Genomic DNA, 17491 nt, shown 5'->3' on the forward strand with positions numbered 1-17491 from the left:
AAGACGCACAGGGCGGGGTGTGAATACTCGATCGATGTATTCTCATCCCTAAGCACTAAGACTCTAAGGAGACGCTTGTGGTTCGAGCGGAAAATGGGACGCTGGCGGGCGTTCTAGAAGGCAAGAAGCAGTACCAGGTTCCTCTGTATCAGCGGGTGTACTCGTGGGGGAAGAAGCAGCTCGACCAGTTGTGGTCAGACGTCGTGGAGCTGGAGCGGACCCTTGTCGACGACCCGAAGGCCTCTCATTTCATCGGGTCCCTCGTCCTGGCGAGCAGCCCTGATTTCGGGGCTATCGGCGTCAATAAGTTTCTTGTCGTTGACGGCCAGCAGCGCCTGACCACTCTGACTCTTCTCCTGGCTGCACTTCGGGACCACTTGATCGAAACCGGGGAAACTGACCGAGCTGGCGGCATCGATGCCCAATACCTCATCAACGTTTACGACAAGGGCAAGCCACTCAAGGTGATGCCGACGCAGACAGACCGGCCCGCCTATATGGCTGTTCTCAACCGTGCTCCTCAGGCCGGCGGTGAGGATACCATCGGCGACGCCTACCGATTCTTCCGCTCGAAGATCGCGGCCGCTGACGACCCAGACGATCCACACGACCTCTATCTGCTCGAGGCCGCCGTCGTCCGCGGACTCGCGCTCGTCGTCGTTACCGCCGAACCGTCAGACAACGCACACCGCATCTTCGAGTCCCTGAACAATACCGGTCTTCGCCTGACACAAAGTGACTTGCTCAAGAACTACCTGTTTATGAGGCTCGGTGACCGCGCAGAAACCGTCTATGACAATATTTGGCTTCCACTAGAGAAAAAGCTTGACTCTGAAAACCTCGAGTTGTTGTTTTGGCTCGATCTCGCTCAACGCGACGAACGGGCAAAACAGTCTGATACATACGTAGGACAGCAAAAGCGGCTCGAGAAACTCAAGACCATCGACGAGGTAGAGGCTGAGGTAGTTCGTATAGCCCGATTGGGCGACGTGCTCGCTACGATTCTCAACCCTGCGGAGGAGAGACATACCGAGATTCGCAGGCGCCTCACCAGAATCAAGGCGTGGGGTTCGACCACTGCGTATCCCGTGGTCATGCAGATCCTCGCCCGACGCGCCGCCGGCACCGCTGCCAATGACCAAGTGGTTCGCGCGTTGACTTATCTCGAGTCCTACTTCGTGCGGCGGATCATCATCGGACGCGCTACCGCCAACCTGAACCGGACACTGCTCCAAGCTGTTGGTGCGATCAGTGGTGCCGAGGACATCGACAAGGCACTACGCGACTACCTGTCCCAGGGTCGAAAATACTTTGCAACCGATCAGCAGGTCCGAGAGGCTGCCCGGGCTGTCGCCTTCTACTGGCAGGGCCGTGGGACACAGAAAAAGCTGATCCTGCAGTGGCTTGAAGAAGCCTACCGCCCGAAGGAGATCGTCGACCTTGACCCAAGGCACCTGACCATCGAGCATGTCTTGCCCCAGACTATGACTGAGCCCGTACGGGAAGCGTTCGCAGAGGGTTTCGACGCAGACGCAGACATTGATTACGAGCATGAGCGCGTCGTACACACCCTTGGCAACCTGACTCTCAGTGGGTACAACAGCGAGCTCAGCAACAAGCCGTTCCACGAGAAGCGGGAGTTGCTGGCTAAGAGCGGCGTTTCGATGAATCAAGCGATTGCCACGCACGCAACATGGGGTGCCAAGGAGATCAACGCGCGCAGCTCCGAATTGGCAGAGAAGATCATCGATTTATGGCCAGGCCCTGACGAAAGCATTATTGCTGTGGGCGAGGAGCCGTCAGCTCTGCGGAGCCAAATTGCTGCGGTCGTAGCGGAGATCCCGGCCGGCCGATGGAGCTCCTATGGGGATGTCGCCATCGTGGCGAACACCTGGCCGCAACCACTGGCCGGAATACTTGCGAGCTATCCGATAGCGAACGCCTGGCGAGTCCTGCAAAGTGGCGGAACCATCTCGCCTGGTTTCCGCTGGCTCGAGCCCCGCCGCAATGATGACCCACGGGCGGTTCTCGAGGAGGAAGGAATTCGATTCGATGCTGAAGGACGCGCGGATCGCGACCAATTTATGGGTGCAGAGGAGCTTGCTAACGCGGCAGGTCTAGACGTCGACGAGAATGTGATTTCTGCACGACGCAATAGGGTGACCGGTCAGGCTCGCGCGGGAAACAACGTGGCGCTGAAGAACGCACAGCTGGACTTCTTCGAGCGAGTACGAAACTTCGGGCTCGCTAATGCAATCAACATCAGGACGTGGCGTAAACCATCACCACAAAACTGGTATGACGTGAGCCTGGGGGATTCCCGTGCTGTCATCTCGCTTTCGGTTAACTCGCAGAGCAAGCTCGTAACCGCGCAATTCTGGATCAATAACGACAAGGGTCTTTACGGGGAGTTACTTGCCCAGCGCACCGCTATCGAAGCCGCTCTAGGGTTTGAGGTGGAGTGGGACGACAAGCCCGACCGCAAGGCCTCCAAGCTTGTCAGCAGGCGGCCCGGTGATTTCCTTGATGAAGCACAGTTTCAGGAGCTTGTGGAATGGCTCGTGACGAGGGCCGACAAGTTTGCACAGGTATTGGCGAAGTACCTGCAAAACCGAGACCTGCAAGGGGTCGGGGAAGAGCAACTCGTCTTGGAGTGGGAACCGGACCTGGCGCAACAGTCCCCGGAAGGTTGATCATGAACTAGCAGGGCTCGTGCCCGTTGCTACTCCTTCTGCATCTTGTCTATTACTGCCGCTACCTTGCGGTAGGTCTCTTTGGCTTCAGGGCTTGTTGCTGCACGATAAATTCTCTTCCCGTCCACAAGCAGCTTCTCGGCCTTGGCCTGCATCTCCGGGTCCTTGGCGAGAACGTAAAGTCTGGTAGTGGCGGCTTTAGCCTTTTGTCCGACGTCCTTCATCGCGGCTGCGGCTTTGTCTGCTTGCCGGCCATGGTCTGCTCCATGTCTGCGATGGCTGTTCTTATCAGGTAAACGTGCACAAAACCGATGAGCGCTCTGCGCACCGACACCTTAGGCGGGGACCGCAGGGAAAACTACGAGCGACCCGTCGCTGTTCCGCTCAATCTCAATTGCGACGTCGTCCCGGTGGTCATTTACCTGGAGACCGTCTCCCAAAGCACGAAGTCGATATGCGGCCTGCAGCAGCTGGTCTACCTCGCCGGGCGTAAATGCGGGAAGCCGGAAACCGCCGTCCCGCTTCACCTCGAGGGCAGACAGTCGAAGCAGAAGCTGGTTGATGCCCGACTCCAACTCGTCGGTGCTGCGTCCGTCGGCATGAAGCGCCCCGATGAAATTTTTGAACGAATTGCTTTTGTCCTGCTGGGCGTGTTCGACTGCTTGAAGCACAAGCACCCGGCGTTTAAGAGCGACCGCTAGCCGGGCAATTTCCAACTGCGCCCGGAAGGTGCCGCCTTCCTCGGTGATGCCGGGAAATGACTTCTTTAGTTCGCCAACTTCGACTGCGCCGCCGGGCAGGGCATCCAGTGCAGCTTCCCACTTCTTTAGCCGCCTACGGGTAGCCGCAATAGCGGTGTTGATACCATGCACGGAAGAATCTAGACCGAGCGAAAAACCGATCCGGCCCTGGTCAAGGAGGATCGAGGTCGCTTTGTCGATCGCTTCACGGCAACCGTCCAACTCGTTGCGCTCCTTATCGAGGTTGTCCTCGTGCAACTGCTCCAAGAGGACAGTGATTCGCTCAATCGCTTCCTGGCGCTGGTGCTCGGCATGTGCGCTGACGCTAACGGCTACGGCCATCAGCACAAGTGGCGCGGCTACCGTCAGGGCTCCAGCACTGGCAACCGCCACGCCGGCTGTAGCTGCCGCACCAGTTGCCGCACCGGCGGTGCCTGCAGCTGCGGCTCCGCTTGCGACAGGGACGAATGTAGCGGCACCCACGATTCCGGTCGAGTTCACGAGGGAACCATGAATAGCCCCTGCAACTCCTTTGGCGGCCATAGGACGAACGAGTCCTTGCCCGGCCTGGGCGGCAAGCTTGGCGGGCACCACCAACCGGTAAAGTACCTCTCCCGTTTCGGCCACGTTCACCTTGGGGGGAGCGGATTTTGCGGTTTGCGTTACGAGCTGCGCCAGTTGCTTTGCGAGCGGACTTGCAACGTCAAGCGGTAGGCCGCCCTTGCGGTCGCGGGTCTCCGGCATTGCATGCATCTCGAGCGTTGCGATGGGGGAATTCGCCAGGGTTGCCAGAACCGTTCTCAGCTCGGCCAGACGAGCCGGCGTTAGGCCTTCATTGCCCAGCACGTCAGAAACGCCCACTGCTTCTGTAGCGAGTGTCCATACCGGCACGAGTGTTTTGCAGTCAGTAGTCACTTTTTGTCCCCTCCTGAAAGTGAAGCCGCCCTGGACGGCGATAGCATCGGTGCCGAGGATCCGAGAACGTGGTCCTTGCTCAAATGTCATCGGTCGTTATCGTCCCACATTGAGAGCGGGTTTCCTGAAAGTGTCGCCGCCGTCCTGATGGGTGAGTCCCACTACACTGAGGCTGAATAAGCCAGACAGCAATCTGGAAGGCAACCAAGAGGAACGGAACCTAGGCCGTTTCACGGCAAAAGGGGTCCAATGTCCAAAGCCAGATCATTCAAACCGGTCGCGGTCGTTGCATCTGCGGTAGCTTTGCTTCTCGCTGCGCTGCTCGTGGCAACCATGCTTGGATTCGGTCCGTTAGCGAGCAAGAGCGAGCGAAGCGTTCTTCTGAAGTCCGTTAGAAACGTAAGCCAATACCACGCGGCGGTCGGCGATTTTCAGCTCTTATTGGACGAGAGGGAAGACACTGGCGGACTGCCTGGTTTTATCGCAGGACGACGTACGCTCTTTGTGGCCGCTGGCACTGTCAATGCCTATGTCGACTTATCAGGTCTCACCAAAGAGGACCTCACGGTGTCTGCCGATGGCAAGTCGGTGACGCTGCGACTACCCGAGCCGCAGCTCGATAAGCCCAACATCGACCACGAACGGTCCTATGTCTACAGCCAGGACCGTGGCATCGCTGACCGGGTTGTAGATGCGTTCACGGCACCTCAGCAGGCAGAGCTCTATCTCCTCGCCGAATCGGATATGGCTAACGCTGCTGAGAAGTCTGAGCTGCGGCAGCGAGCGGGTGAAAATACCAAGAGCATGCTGACTGGTCTGTTCGGGTCGCTCGGGTACGAGGTCTCCTTTGAGAGGGATACAGCAGGCTAGATCAACGGCCGAGAGCGGGCGAAGCGAGGAACGATAAGTACCGCGCATCTCCGCGACCCGTCCGCCGTCCCAGCGCTTCCACTGCCTCGAAATCCCTAGCACCCATGTCCATGGACAACCACCGCATCAGCAGCCCGGCATCCCCATTGGCCCGCACGGCGGAACCAACAGCAAAATCCAGTTGGTCCCGCAGCAGCTGCACCGCCAGGACGCCGGACCGGCTGAGCAGCGGAGCGGTGTACGCCTCCAGCGCCTCGGCCACCCGCCCGGCGCGCAAGAGCCGCAGCACCCGCCCCGAATCCGAACAACCAACAAGCCCGGCGGCCAGCCGGTACGGGTTCGACTCCACCGCACCACCCAGCATCGACCGGACCCGGAACATCTCGGTCCGGATGGCCTGCGGCGTGCCCGTGTCGCCATGCAGCTCGTAAGCCAGCTCCTCGGCGCTCCAGCCCTGAGACCGCGAATCCAGCAGGGCCAGGATCTCCGCCCGGCGCAGCGTCAGCGGCACCCGGCTTCCGTTGGAAAACACCGCCGCGGGCCGGTCCCCAAGCAGTTCCAGCGACGAAACAGCAACCTCAGCCCGGCGGACACCCTGCCGCGGCGCACGCACGGAAGATGACGCACCCGGGGAGGCGCCGCCGTCGGGAGTTCCCAACAGCGACTCCGCCACCCGGACGGCGCACCGCACCATCCGCAGCGTGTCCGCGCTGATGGTGTCCAGCGGTCCGGACACGTCGAGCACGCCAAGCAACGCACCCGTCACAGGATCCGTGATGGGGGCCGCCGTGCACGCCCAGTCGTGGTGGGTGCGGACCAGGTGCTCGGCGGAGAACAGCTGCACCGGCCCGCCGGTGACCAGCGCCTCGCTGATGGCGTTGGTGCCGATGCCGGCCTCGGACCAGTCGGCCCCTTCGGAGAACTCCAGCCGGTCCGCCCGGCGCAGCGCTTCCCGGCTGCCCACCCGCCACAGAATCTCCCCGGTGGCGTCGGTGAGCACCAGCAGGTGGCGGCCGGAACTGGAATCGTCGGCCAGCAGGTCCTGCAGCGCAGGCATCACCCGCTGCAGCCGGTGCTCCCGCCGCAGCTGAACCACCTCGGACGGATCGTGCAGGTGCCGCGGGCTGTGCTGGTCCGGGCTGATGCCCAGCGCCATGGACCGCCGCCACGACTCCGCCAGCGGCACGGGGATCTCCGGGCGCGGGACACCGGCAATGACCAGCTCGTGCGCCCGGCGCAGGGCACGCGCGTACTTCGCCGGGTCCGAAAACCTCAAGCCGTAGTCCACCGTCTCCTCCTCACCGCCGGCGTCCTTGCCGGCAGTGCCCGTGTAACGCGCTTGTAACCCCCGCCGCGTTCCAATAGTGATGCAGCTCACGCCCGCCCCAGCATACCGCAGGGACACCGGCGGGAGGGGGCCGCCCGGACCACCTGAGGGACCGCACACAAAGGAGTGGAGATGACCGAAACACCCACCGCCGCCGCGCAGGCCTGGCTGGCCAGCCTGGACGGCGCGCTGCAGCGCCGCGACGTGGACGCCGCGCTGGACCTCTTCGAGGACGAGAGCTACTGGCGCGACTTCGTGGCGTTCACCTGGAACCTGAAAACCCTGGAAGGCAAGACGGACATCCGCCGCATGCTCCAGGCCACGCTGGACCACGTCCAGCCCGCCAACTGGGCGCTCGCCGAGGACGCCACAGGCAGCGCCGGCCCGGACGGCACCGTGGAAGCCTGGATCACGTTCGAAACCGGCGCCGCCCGCGGCTACGGCCACCTCCGGCTGCGCAACGGCAAATGCTGGACGCTGCTCACCACCATGCAGGAGCTGAAGGGCTTCGAAGAGAAGAAGGGCCCCCGACGCGAGCAGGGCGTGGCCCACCAGATCATCCGTGGCCGCCGCTCCTGGAAGGAACTCAAGGAGGAGCAGGAAGCCCGGCTGGGCTACGAGGAGCAGCCCTACTGCGTGATCATCGGCGGCGGGCAGGGCGGCATCGGCCTCGCAGCGCGGCTCAAGCGGTTGGGCGTGCCCACCATCGTGATCGAGAAGAACCAGAACCCGGGCGACTCCTGGCGCAACCGCTACAAGTCCCTGCACCTGCACGACCCCGTCTGGTACGACCACCTGCCCTACCTGAAGTTCCCGGACGACTGGCCCGTCTTCGCCGCCAAGGACAAGATCGGCGACTGGCTGGAGCACTACACCCGCATCATGGAGCTGAACTACTGGTCCAGTACCGAGTGCGTGGGCGCGGAGTACGACGACGGCACGCAGGAATGGGCGGTCAGTGTCCTCCGAAACGGGGCGCCTGTGACGTTGCGGCCCAAGCAGCTGGTCTTCGCCCTGGGCGTCTCCGGCTACCCGAACATCCCCGCGTTCGACGGGGCGCAGTCCTTCCTGGGCGAGCAGCGGCACTCCTCCCAGCACCCCGGCGGCGGTGACTGGACCGGGAAGAAGGCCGTGGTGATCGGCTCCAACAACTCCGCGCACGATATCTGCGCGGACCTGTGGGAGCACGGCGCCGACGTCACCATGGTGCAGCGCTCCTCCACCCACATCGCCCGCAGCGAATCGCTGATGGATCTGGCACTGGGGGACCTGTACTCGGAGAAGGCGCTCGCCAACGGCGTCACCACGGAGAAGGCGGACCTGCTGTTCGCGTCGCTGCCCATGCGGATCCTGCCCGAGGCGCAGGTGCCGGTGTACCAGGAGATGGCGAAGCGGGACGCGGAGTTCTACTCCCAGCTGGAAGCCGCCGGGTTCGACCTGGACTTCGGTGTGGACGGCTCCGGCCTGTTCCTGAAGTACCTGCGGCGCGGCTCCGGCTACTACATCGACGTCGGCGCCTCCCAGCTGATCATCGACGGCAGGGTGAAGCTGAAGTCAGGCCAGGTTTCCAAGATCACCGGCAACGCCGTGGTTATGGCGGACGGGACCGAGCTGGAGGCCGACCTCATTGTCTACGCCACCGGCTACGGGTCCATGAACGGGTGGCTGGCGGACCTGGTCTCGCCCGAAATCGCGGACCGCGTGGGCAAATGCTGGGGATACGGCTCAGACACGCCAAAAGACCCTGGCCCATGGGAGGGGGAGCTGCGCAATATGTGGAAACCAACCAACGTCCCCAACCTCTGGATCCACGGCGGCAACCTGCACCAGAGCCGGCACTACTCCTCCTACCTGGCCCTGCAGCTCAAGGCCCGGATGGAGGGGCTGGAGACGCCGGTGTACGAACTGCAGCCCAGCCACCACACCCGCTGAAAGGAACAGCCCATCATGAAGGCAGCCCGATTCCACGCCCGCAAGGACATCCGCATCGAGGACATCCCGGAGCCGGAACTCCGCGCCGGGGCGGTGAAGATCGACGTCGCGTGGTGCGGCATCTGCGGCACCGACCTGCACGAGTACCTCGAAGGGCCCATCTTCTGCCCGGCGCCCGGGCAACCGCACCCGCTCTCCCACGAGGAATCCCCGGTGACCCTGGGCCACGAATTCTCCGGGACTGTCTCCGAGGTGGGGGAAGGGGTGACGGGCCTGGCGAAGGGGGACAACGTCGTCGTCGAACCCTATTTTGTGGACGGGACATGCGACATGTGCCAGGCGGGCAGCTACCACCTGTGCCGGCAGATGGGCTTCATCGGGCTGTCCGGCGGCGGGGGAGGGCTGAGCGAGAAGATCGTGGTGGACGCCCGCTGGGTCCATCCCGTCGGGGATATCCCGCTGGATGAGGCGGCGCTGATCGAGCCGCTGTCCGTGGCGCACCACGCGGTGGCGCGTAGCGGCGTGAAGGCGGGCGACACCGCGCTGGTGGGCGGGTCGGGTCCCATCGGGCTGCTCACCGCTGCGGTTCTCAAAGGTATGGGGGTGACCACGATCATCAGCGAGCTCACCCAGGCGCGCAAGGAAAAGGCCACCTCCAGCGGCGTGGCGGACCACGTCCTGGACCCCAGCAAGGAGGACGTGCCGGCGCGGGTGCGGGAACTCACCGGCGGCACCGGGGCAGACGTGGCTTTCGAATGCGCCGGCGTGAACGCGGTGCTGGACACCATGCTCGACGCCGTCCGGCCCGGCGCCGTGGTGGTCAACGTGTCCATCTGGGGCGCGCCCGCCACCATCGATATGCAGAAGATCGTGCTCAAGGAAATCGACCTGCGCGGCACCATCGCCTACGTCCGCGACCACCCCGCCGTCATCAAGATGGTGCAGGAGGGCAAGGTGGACCTCAAGCCGTTCATCACCGGCCGGATCGCGCTGGAGGACCTGGTGGAGCAGGGCTTCGATACCCTGATCAACCACAAGGACACGGCGGTGAAGGTGCTGGTGCACCCGTGAGGCTGGCGGGCGGACGCCCGGCACGCGTCTCTGATTTTTGAAGCCGGGGTCAAGCACCTCGCCCATGGCCGTGTGAGCACACGTCAGCCTAATATTCCTCGGGCGAGACGCCGGCGGGTTCACACTAGTGGCCAGCGCGATCGGCGATACTCGATTCATGGTTATCAACATCAGGCTCAGCGACCGAACGACGGCGGAGAGCGATGATCCGCTTGGACGTGATTGGTACGGTTATGACCCTGACGCAACACCGGAGCAGCTCTGGGCCAACAATCGGGGTGACTGGTTTCTGAGTGCGAAGAGTATCTCAGATGAGCGTTGGGCCGCGCTCAACTACCAAGGCCGGGTCGTGCTGGTTGCGAAGCTCAAGAACCCGAATCACGAGATTCTGGCAGGTAACACACGGGCGCCAAAGAAGGCTCTCATAGGCCGCGTCCTGCCGGCCGGACATTCCATTCACGATGCCCTGATCGGAACGCAGGTCGATTACGCGCCTGGCAGCAGGAACTCAATTCTGTATGGCCCGGACCCTGAGATGGGCGAGGTAGACGCGGACCTAGCTGAGGCGGGGGATCTAGCCGGTGCTGAAGGGCAAGGGCTACAAATGGACGCCGAGGTCCGCAAGACGATTGAGAACGCTGCGCAGGATCGTTTGATGCGGTACTACCGAGACCTTGGCTGGACGGTTACAGATACCCGACACGATCGTCCCTACGACGCTGAAGCGGTCAGAGGTACTGATCGAGTCTACCTTGAAGCGAAAGGCACCCAGAGCAGAGGGAACTCGGTTATTGTCACGCGCAACGAGGTCGATCACGCCCGCCTGTATCCCGGACTCTGCATGATGGGCGTATGGTCCGGAATGCAAATTGTGGACGACGAAGTGGACCCTGAGGCGGGAGAGTTCAGGATCCTTCCCTTCAATCCGGACGACGGGAAACTACGTCCCCGCGATTTTGATTGGACTATCCCCGGCGACGCGCCATGACGACCACCGGGCACCTCCTTGTCCGTGGACGGATTCCGATTGCCAGGGCGTCGCTCAGTCAAATGGGCTGTTTCCCATGCTTACTTAGCGGTGCAAGATTCTCTGCTGACCCCCAAGCCTATATACGAAATGAGACGAAAACACCTTGATCAGCCGTCCCCAAACCATACAGATCTATCTGCCCCAGGGTGATCCAGCCGGCATCCGAATGGCTGAAATCACTACGCGCACGGTGCGCGTCTTTGACGTCCCACGAACGCTACTGACCGAATTCCTCAAAATGCCGGAGGCCTCCCAAGTCGGTCTCTATTTTCTCTTCGGCGCCTCAGAGGACGCCTCCGAGGTTTGCTACATCGGCCAAACAGGAAACGTCGGCGGCCGGCTGAAGCAGCACACTGCGACTAAGGACTATTGGGAGCGGGCATTGGTCGCCGTCTCATTGACCAATACCTGGACCGACACCCATGTGGGGTACATGGAATGGCAGGCCATCGACAAATCGCTCCGGGCCGATAGGTTCAAGCTAATGAACGGTAACGGCGCATCCAACCGGCACACCCCGGCCCCACTGGAGGCTGATTGTAACGAATACCTGGACACCATCTCCGTGCTCCTAACGACGCTCGGATTTCCCGTGATGGAGCCGCTCCAAAAGCACGAATCGAACCTCGTACCGCTCCAAGCAGCCGTTTCATCTGCGCACTACCTTTCCTTCACCCGTCCAGGATGTGAGGGAAAGGGAACTCTAACCCCGGAGGGGCTGGTGGTGCAGGCCGGATCATACGGCCGTCCCTTGGAATCGAACGGATGTCAGGCTTGGATCGTAAATCTGCGACGAAAGCTTCAGGAGCAGGGAGTTGTTGAAATTACGAGTGACCGGCTGACCTTGTTGAAGGACCATTTGTTCAATAGCCCCACCGCCGCCGGCGTTACTCTGGTGGGTCGATCAATAAACGGCAGGACCTCCTGGAAGAACGCTGCCGGAAAGACGCTGGATGAGCTAGAGCGCATGAACCTCGACGCGACCTAAAAGGGTTAAAGCGACCGTCGTCGTTTCAGCAAAGAAACGCTTGCAGAGGTGTCGCTCATTTGAAGCGTCCCGCTCTGTGGGCGCCGGCAGGTAGCCGCCGCGGTGCCACAGATGGCCGAATGTTGGGACCGCCCGAGGTCAGAAGATTGACCTGCGCGGCACCATCGCCTACGTCCGCGACCCCACGCCGTCATCAAGATGGGTGCAGGAGGGCAAGGTGGACCTCAAGCCGTTCATCACCGGCCGGATCGCGCTGGAGGACCTGGTGGAGCAGGGCTACGACACCCTCATCAACCACAAGGACACGGCGGTGAAGGTCCTGGGGCATCCATAGGGACCGGCGGGCGATTGCCTGGCACGGAAGGACGGACGACGGCGGGACGCAAGTGCCGCCGTCGGGCTTCCCTTTGCGAGCGTTCTACTTGTGGGGAGCTGCCTGGCGGGCGCTGTTGCGCACCACCAGGGTGGGCGGGATGGGCGTGCGGTCCACGTCCCGCCCCTCCATGGCACCGATGAGCACCTCGGTGCTCATCAGCGCCAGCGCGTTGAAGTCCTGCCGCACCGTGGTCAGGGGAGGCAGGAAATAGTCAGACCCCTCAACGTCGTCGAATCCCACGATGCTGACATCGTCCGGAACCCGGATGCCGTTTTCGGTGAAAGCGCGGATCAGCCCCAGCGCAGTGTGGTCACTGGCGGCGAAAATGGCCTGCGGAACCTTCCCCTCCCGTACCAGCCGGAGGCCCGTTTCATAGGCCCACTTGGGGCTCCAGTCACCTTCGATGCACAGCCCCGGCTCCAGCCCCGCATCCCGCAGTGCCGCTTCCCAGCCACGCTTGCGGACCCGTCCATCGAACCAGTCCATGGAACCGGCAATATGGGCGATGTCCGTATGGCCCAGGTCTATCAGGTGCTGCGTGGCAAGCCTCGCTCCGAGTTCCTGGTTTTCCGAGTAGGTGAAGACATTGGGGGTCGAGGAGGCTCCGGCGGCGATCATCTCCACCGGTACACGGCACGTGGCGTTCCAGACGGCTGCCGCCATATCCACAACCGGCGCGATGACGATGATCCCTCCCACGCCGCTGTCGTCCAGGCTGTCGAGGGCGTCCTGGACAGACTCTTCGTAGGGCTTCTCAACGCTGATGACCGTTGTGGCGAAGCCCTTCTTTCGCGCAACGTTTTCAAGCGCCAGCAGCGTTCCCACCGGGCCGAACCGCGGCGAGCCGTCGGAGAGTATGCCGATGGACGTCGAGCGGTTGGTAACCAGTGCGGTGGCCGCCCGGTTCCGCCGGTAGCCGATGTCCTTGATGATCTGGAGAACGCGTTCGCGGGTTGAGGCGCTGACGTCCGGCGCGTCGTTCAGGACCCGCGAGACAGTGCCAAAGGAGACGCCCGCCATCTGCGCCACATCGTTGATGGTGGGTTTCCTGCGCGACGGCGCTGCCGGAGGCCCGTCATTGCCCTCCCGGCGGACTGCCATGCCTGCCATGCCTCTCCTTGTCCTGCGCTGTGCGAGCTGAGCCTGGGACAGCTGTGAGCCCGCTTAAGCTTACGTCCCTGCCCCCGCAACAGCCTGCCATGTGATCGTTGACACGCGCTCCGTTAGCGTTTACGCTAATTACCGTAAACGTTCACGGAAGCTTCGTAAACGTTCACGAGGCAAACTTGGACTAGAGAGTGAGCGGTATGAGCGACACAATCGCGGCCGCTCTTTCACTCAATCCAGGGATCAGCTTCCGGAACGTCGATGAAGCCCAGTGGGCTCATTTTGAGGTACTGCTTACGGGCGCAGCACGTGATGATCTCGCAGCAGCTGTCCGCACTTTTGTCCCCGCCGGTTCCTCGGCAGTTATCGGCGTATTCGATGACAACACCCTGTGGGCAAGCCTGGTTGTCTCCCTCGACCAATCCGGCACGCCTGTGTCACTGACGACCATCCAGGGGTCAGTGGTCCAGGCCGCCGGCGGCATGGCAAAGGTGGCAGGGGAGGCGGTGCGGTGGGTGCAAACCCACCACGGGCCGTGTTCATTGGGCTTTTTCGTAGACAAGGTCCACGCGGAAGCCTTCGTGAAGGCTGCCGACAAGGCGGCCGCTGTCCGCACAGCCGCAGCCGCAGGCTGCCTTGTCCTGTCGCCGGTTCCCCCTGCCCTCGCCATAGCGCTGGCCTGATTCAAACACCACACCACCCATTCCATACAAGCACTGGAGAACAATGATGATCCGCAGGCTTCCCCTGGTGGCCTTGGCCGCAGCTCTGTCCCTTTCCGTCGCATCCTGCAGCAGTTCAGCAGCGGGCACCTCCAATGCCCCTGATGCCGGCGTTTCCGAGAAGGCCCAGCAGGCCCTAGACAAGATCAAGGGACAGGTCATGAGCAAGGGTCCCAACGGCGAAACTCCGTCCCCGGCCTCCGCTGCGGACCTGACGCCCGAAGAGATTGGAAAAATCAAGGCACTCAATGCCAAAGCCGCCATCGTGATGCACTACGGCGGCAACGACTGGGCCAACGCCCAGACCAACGGCCTCAAGAGCGAGTTCGAAAAGCTCGGCATCCAGGTGATAGCGACAACGGACGCCAACTTCAAGCCGGACAAGCAGGTCTCGGACATCGAGACCGTCATGACACAGAACCCGAACATCATTGTGTCCATCCCCACCGACCCCGTGGCCACCTCCTCGGCCTACAAGAAGGCCGCTGCCGCCGGAACCAAGCTCGTCTTCATGGACAACATCCCCCAGGGACTGACCGCCGGCAAGGACTACGTTTCGGTCGTTTCCGCCGACAACTACGGAAACGGCGTCGTCTCCGCACACCAGATGGCCAAAGCAATCGGCGGCAAGGGCAAGATCGGGCTTGTTTTCCACCAGGCTGACTTCTTTGTGACCAAGCAGCGTTACCAGGGCTTCAAGGAAACGATCACCAAGGAATACCCCGGGATCCAGATCGTCGAAGAGAAGGGGATCGCCGGTCCGGACTTCGCCGGTGATGCGCAGGCAGCCGCCAACGCCATGCTGAGCAAGTACGCCGACCTCTCCGGCATCTGGGCGGTATGGGATGTCCCGGCCGAAGGTGTCATGGCTGCCGCCCGCGCCGCGGGCCGGCCGGACTTGAAGATCGCCACCGAGGACCTCGGCAAGAACGTCGCCATCGCGCTGGCCAAAGACCAGCTCGTCGTCGGGCTCGGCGCCCAGGTTCCCTTCGACCAGGGTGTCACTGAGGCCCGGCTGGCCGCAGGAGCCCTCATCGGCAAGCAGGCACCGGCCTACGTGGCGCTGAGCGCACTGCCCGTGGACCACTCCAACGTCCTGGAAGCCTGGAAGCAGGTCTACCACGAGGACGCCCCCAAGGACATCCAAGAGTCCTACAAGAAGTAGCCAGAGCCGACCGTGCGGGGGCCGCAATGCCCCCGCACGGTCCCGAAAGGGCAACAATGAACACCGCAGACAATGCCGTCGAAATGCGTTCGATCTCCAAAGGCTTCAATGGCGTCTCCGTGCTGAAGGACGTCAGCTTCGACGTCCGGAAGGGCGAAGTCCACGCCTTGGCAGGCGGTAACGGCGCCGGAAAATCCACGCTCATGAAGATCCTCCAGGGCGTTTACCAGATGGACGCGGGCGAGATCCTCATCGGCGGGAAACCCACCGTCATCAACTCGATCCAGGAAGCCAAGGCAGCCGGCATCGGCATGGTCTTCCAGGAATTCAGCCTGGTACCCAGCCTGACCGTGGCCCAGAACATTTTCCTTGCCGCCGAGCCACTCGGTGCGGGCGGGTTCATTGACGACAGGGCCTCGGTCCGGCGGGCCAAGGAAATCTTCGCCGACATGGAGGTCGATGTAGACCCCCAGGCTGAGGTCTCCCGGCTGGGTACCGCGTACTGGCAGCTGACCGAGATCGCCAAGGCACTCTCGCAGAATGCGCAGGTGCTGATCATGGATGAGCCCACCGCCAGCCTTGCCCGGCACGAGTCCGAAGCGCTCTTCGAACTGATTGACCGGCTCAAGCAGCGCGGGATTTCCATCATCTATATCTCCCACCGGATGGACGAGGTCTACCGGCTCGCGGACCGGATCACCATTCTCCGTGACGGCCGCCGGCTCCTGACCGAACCCTTAAGCGCGGTGACGCCCGAACAGATCGTCGAAGGCATCGTTGGCAAGAAAATCGAAGGCCAACTTGCCTACCGCGAGCGGGCGGACGTGGCCCATGGGGGAGCACCCCTGCTGGAGGTCCGAGGCCTGAACGTCGGGCGGCGGGTGAAGGACATCTCCTTCACGCTTCGGCCCGGCGAGATCCTTGGGCTGGCAGGGCTCATGGGAAGCGGGCGCACCGAACTTGCGCGCGCCCTGTTCGGCATCGACCGGCGTCACAGCGGTGAAATCCTCATCAGGGGGATAAAGAGCACCCTAGCCTCACCGCAGCAGGCCATCGACGCCGGCATTGCCCTCATCCCCGAGGACCGGCGGGCGCAGGGCCTGGTCCTGGACCACTCGGTCCGCGACAACCTTTTGCTGCCGCTGCTGGGCCAGATTCAGCGGGGACCACTGCTGGACGGTGCCAAGGGCAAGGAGTTGTCCTCGTCCCTGATCAAGAAGTTCGCGGTCAAGGTGGCCCACCCCCACCGTCCTGTGCGGCTGCTCTCCGGTGGCAACCAGCAAAAAGTGGTCATCGCTAAGTGGCTGGGCACCAACCCGGACATCCTCATCCTCGATGAACCGACAGCCGGCGTCGACATCGGCACCAAAAGCGAAATCCTGGACATGATCCGCGAACTCGCCAGTGCCGGCAAAGCCGTCATCGTCATCTCGTCCGAGTACCCCGAACTACTCGCGGTCAGTGACCGCGTCCTCGTCCTCAAGGACGGCTCCGTCATCCGTGACATCCCCCGCAGCGAGATCGCTGACGAGGAATATCTTCAACTTGCAGTCCAGGGAGTCTGACCAGTGAGCAACGCAAACACCATCACCCCGCGCGAGGCCGCGGTACCCCGCAATTTCGGGTCCATGCTGAAAGAGCTGGACTGGCGCCGCTACGTGATCTACATCGGCTTCGTCGTCGTCTTTATCTTCTTCGCCGTCCTGCTGCGGGACCAGGGCTTCCTGTCCCCGCAGAACCTCCTCAACATCTTCCGGCAGACGGCCACCATCACGGTCATCGCCGTCGGAATGACGTACGTCATCTCGTGCGCGGAAATCGACCTGAGCGTGGGCTCCGTGGCAGGCCTTTCCAGCGTCTGCACGGCCATGGCCCTGGCACAATGGGGCCTGGTCCCCGGCATCCTCGCGGGCCTCGCCGTCGGACTCGTGGTGGGCTCCGTCAACGGTGCGCTGGTCAGTCTCCTCGGGATCCCCTCCTTCCTGGTGACACTGGGCATGCTGGGCATCGCCGTCGGTGTGGCGCAATGGATCACAGCCTCGGCCCCGCAGCCGATCCTGGACGACACCTTCAACACGCTGTTCGGGTCCGGAGACTTTGGCCCGGTGCCCGGCCTGGTGGTCTGGAGCGCAATCTTCGTCGCCATCGGCGCCGTCGTCCTGAACCGCACCAGGTTCGGCCGCCAGGTCCTCGCAACGGGTGGTAACCGCAACGCTGCCGAGTTCACCGGCATCAACACCAAGCGCATCAAATTCCAGGTGCTCCTCATCTCGGGCATGGTGGCCAGCGTTGCCGGCATGCTGTACGCCGGCCGCCTCCAGTCCGGCCGGTTCCAGTGGGGATCGGGCGATGAGCTCTCCGCGATCGCCGCCGTCATCCTGGGCGGTACCAGCCTCTTCGGCGGATTCGGCTCCATCATCGGAACGCTCTTTGGCGCCCTTCTGATCGGCCTGATCAACAACGGACTGATCCTGGCCGGCCTGGACAGCAGCCAGCAGCAGGTGGTCCGCGGCGCAATCATCATCCTGGCCGTCGCCCTGGCCCGGAAGAAGTAG

The 17491-nt window shown here is 62.7% G+C and carries 14 protein-coding genes and 1 pseudogene; 11 read left to right on the forward strand and 4 right to left on the reverse strand.

Annotated features, from left to right (window positions below):
* Positions 1–77 precede the first annotated feature (77 nt).
* Entirely contained in the window at positions 78–2693 is a 2616-nt protein-coding gene (locus LDO86_RS05180) for a DUF4268 domain-containing protein (protein WP_224084335.1), read from the forward strand.
* 29 nt (positions 2694–2722) lie between these two features.
* On the opposite strand, the gene LDO86_RS05185 is transcribed toward LDO86_RS05180, so the two are convergent.
* Together LDO86_RS05185 and LDO86_RS05190 are read right to left on the reverse strand one after the other, a co-directional pair.
* Entirely contained in the window at positions 2723–2917 is a 195-nt protein-coding gene (locus LDO86_RS05185) for a hypothetical protein (protein WP_224084336.1), read from the reverse strand.
* A 111-nt stretch (positions 2918–3028) separates the two neighbouring features.
* Complete coding sequence (locus tag LDO86_RS05190; RefSeq protein ID WP_224084337.1) at positions 3029–4438, reverse strand: hypothetical protein; 1410 nt, start codon at positions 4436–4438, stop codon at positions 3029–3031.
* Positions 4439–4597: 159 nt separating this feature from the next.
* Here LDO86_RS05190 and LDO86_RS05195 point away from each other — a divergent pair, with 159 nt between their 5' ends.
* Positions 4598–5218, forward strand: a complete 621-nt coding sequence (locus LDO86_RS05195) for a DUF4230 domain-containing protein (protein ID WP_141161293.1) — start codon at positions 4598–4600, stop codon at positions 5216–5218.
* A 1-nt stretch (position 5219) separates the two neighbouring features.
* Here LDO86_RS05195 and LDO86_RS05200 read toward each other — a convergent pair whose 3' ends face one another.
* Positions 5220–6506, reverse strand: a complete 1287-nt coding sequence (locus tag LDO86_RS05200) for a GAF domain-containing protein (RefSeq protein WP_224084472.1) — start codon at positions 6504–6506, stop codon at positions 5220–5222.
* A gap of 171 nt (positions 6507–6677) precedes the next feature.
* Between LDO86_RS05200 and LDO86_RS05205 the strand changes: the two genes are divergently transcribed.
* The 5 genes and pseudogenes from LDO86_RS05205 to LDO86_RS05225 all read left to right on the forward strand — a co-directional run.
* The gene (locus tag LDO86_RS05205; RefSeq protein ID WP_224084338.1) at positions 6678–8477 is read left to right on the forward strand and encodes an NAD(P)/FAD-dependent oxidoreductase; all 1800 of its coding nucleotides are present in this window, start codon (positions 6678–6680) and stop codon (positions 8475–8477) included.
* A 15-nt stretch (positions 8478–8492) separates the two neighbouring features.
* Positions 8493–9548, forward strand: a complete 1056-nt coding sequence (locus LDO86_RS05210) for a 2,3-butanediol dehydrogenase (RefSeq protein ID WP_224084339.1) — start codon at positions 8493–8495, stop codon at positions 9546–9548.
* A gap of 157 nt (positions 9549–9705) precedes the next feature.
* Positions 9706–10536 carry a DUF3883 domain-containing protein gene (locus LDO86_RS05215; protein WP_224084340.1) on the forward strand — a complete coding sequence of 277 codons (831 nt, stop codon included), beginning with the start codon at positions 9706–9708 and terminating at the stop codon, positions 10534–10536.
* Positions 10537–10744: 208 nt separating this feature from the next.
* On the forward strand, positions 10745–11566 hold the full coding sequence (locus LDO86_RS05220; protein ID WP_223994259.1) for a GIY-YIG nuclease family protein: 822 nt from the start codon (positions 10745–10747) through the stop codon (positions 11564–11566).
* 145 nt (positions 11567–11711) lie between these two features.
* Positions 11712–11900: pseudogene (locus tag LDO86_RS05225) on the forward strand (2,3-butanediol dehydrogenase); the annotation flags it as partial.
* 84 nt (positions 11901–11984) lie between these two features.
* Here LDO86_RS05225 and LDO86_RS05230 read toward each other — a convergent pair.
* The gene (locus LDO86_RS05230; RefSeq protein ID WP_018770474.1) at positions 11985–13052 is read right to left on the reverse strand and encodes a LacI family DNA-binding transcriptional regulator; all 1068 of its coding nucleotides are present in this window, start codon (positions 13050–13052) and stop codon (positions 11985–11987) included.
* A gap of 197 nt (positions 13053–13249) precedes the next feature.
* Between LDO86_RS05230 and LDO86_RS05235 the strand changes: the two genes are divergently transcribed.
* The 4 genes from LDO86_RS05235 to LDO86_RS05250 are packed head-to-tail and all read left to right on the forward strand — an operon-like array spanning position 13250 to position 17491.
* The gene (locus LDO86_RS05235) at positions 13250–13732 is read left to right on the forward strand and encodes a hypothetical protein (RefSeq protein WP_224084341.1); all 483 of its coding nucleotides are present in this window, start codon (positions 13250–13252) and stop codon (positions 13730–13732) included.
* A 43-nt stretch (positions 13733–13775) separates the two neighbouring features.
* Positions 13776–14936, forward strand: coding sequence for a substrate-binding domain-containing protein (locus tag LDO86_RS05240; protein ID WP_224084342.1), 1161 nt, complete (start codon positions 13776–13778; stop codon positions 14934–14936).
* Between the two features lie 56 nt (positions 14937–14992).
* Positions 14993–16501 (forward strand): sugar ABC transporter ATP-binding protein, encoded by a 1509-nt coding sequence (locus LDO86_RS05245; protein WP_224084343.1) that lies wholly within the window; start codon positions 14993–14995, stop codon positions 16499–16501.
* A 3-nt stretch (positions 16502–16504) separates the two neighbouring features.
* The gene (locus LDO86_RS05250) at positions 16505–17491 is read left to right on the forward strand and encodes an ABC transporter permease (RefSeq protein ID WP_224084344.1); all 987 of its coding nucleotides are present in this window, start codon (positions 16505–16507) and stop codon (positions 17489–17491) included.

Origin of the sequence: Arthrobacter sp. StoSoilB19 (assembly GCF_019977275.1) — a bacterium.
Taxonomy (GTDB): Bacteria; Actinomycetota; Actinomycetes; order Actinomycetales; family Micrococcaceae; genus Arthrobacter.

Excerpts from the sequence above, each read along its gene's own strand:
- LDO86_RS05205 (WP_224084338.1), top strand. The coding sequence starts at position 6,678 with ATGACCGAAACACCCACCGCCGCCGCGCAGGCCTGGCTGGCCAGCCTG.
- LDO86_RS05245 (WP_224084343.1), top strand. The coding sequence starts at position 14,993 with ATGAACACCGCAGACAATGCCGTCGAAATGCGTTCGATCTCCAAAGGC.
- LDO86_RS05230 (WP_018770474.1), bottom strand. The coding sequence starts at position 13,052 with ATGGCAGGCATGGCAGTCCGCCGGGAGGGCAATGACGGGCCTCCGGCA.
- LDO86_RS05215 (WP_224084340.1), top strand. The coding sequence starts at position 9,706 with ATGGTTATCAACATCAGGCTCAGCGACCGAACGACGGCGGAGAGCGAT.
- LDO86_RS05190 (WP_224084337.1), bottom strand. The coding sequence starts at position 4,438 with ATGACATTTGAGCAAGGACCACGTTCTCGGATCCTCGGCACCGATGCT.
- LDO86_RS05195 (WP_141161293.1), top strand. The coding sequence starts at position 4,598 with ATGTCCAAAGCCAGATCATTCAAACCGGTCGCGGTCGTTGCATCTGCG.
- LDO86_RS05220 (WP_223994259.1), top strand. The coding sequence starts at position 10,745 with ATGGCTGAAATCACTACGCGCACGGTGCGCGTCTTTGACGTCCCACGA.
- LDO86_RS05235 (WP_224084341.1), top strand. The coding sequence starts at position 13,250 with ATGAGCGACACAATCGCGGCCGCTCTTTCACTCAATCCAGGGATCAGC.
- LDO86_RS05185 (WP_224084336.1), bottom strand. The coding sequence starts at position 2,917 with ATGAAGGACGTCGGACAAAAGGCTAAAGCCGCCACTACCAGACTTTAC.
- LDO86_RS05240 (WP_224084342.1), top strand. The coding sequence starts at position 13,776 with ATGATGATCCGCAGGCTTCCCCTGGTGGCCTTGGCCGCAGCTCTGTCC.
- LDO86_RS05210 (WP_224084339.1), top strand. The coding sequence starts at position 8,493 with ATGAAGGCAGCCCGATTCCACGCCCGCAAGGACATCCGCATCGAGGAC.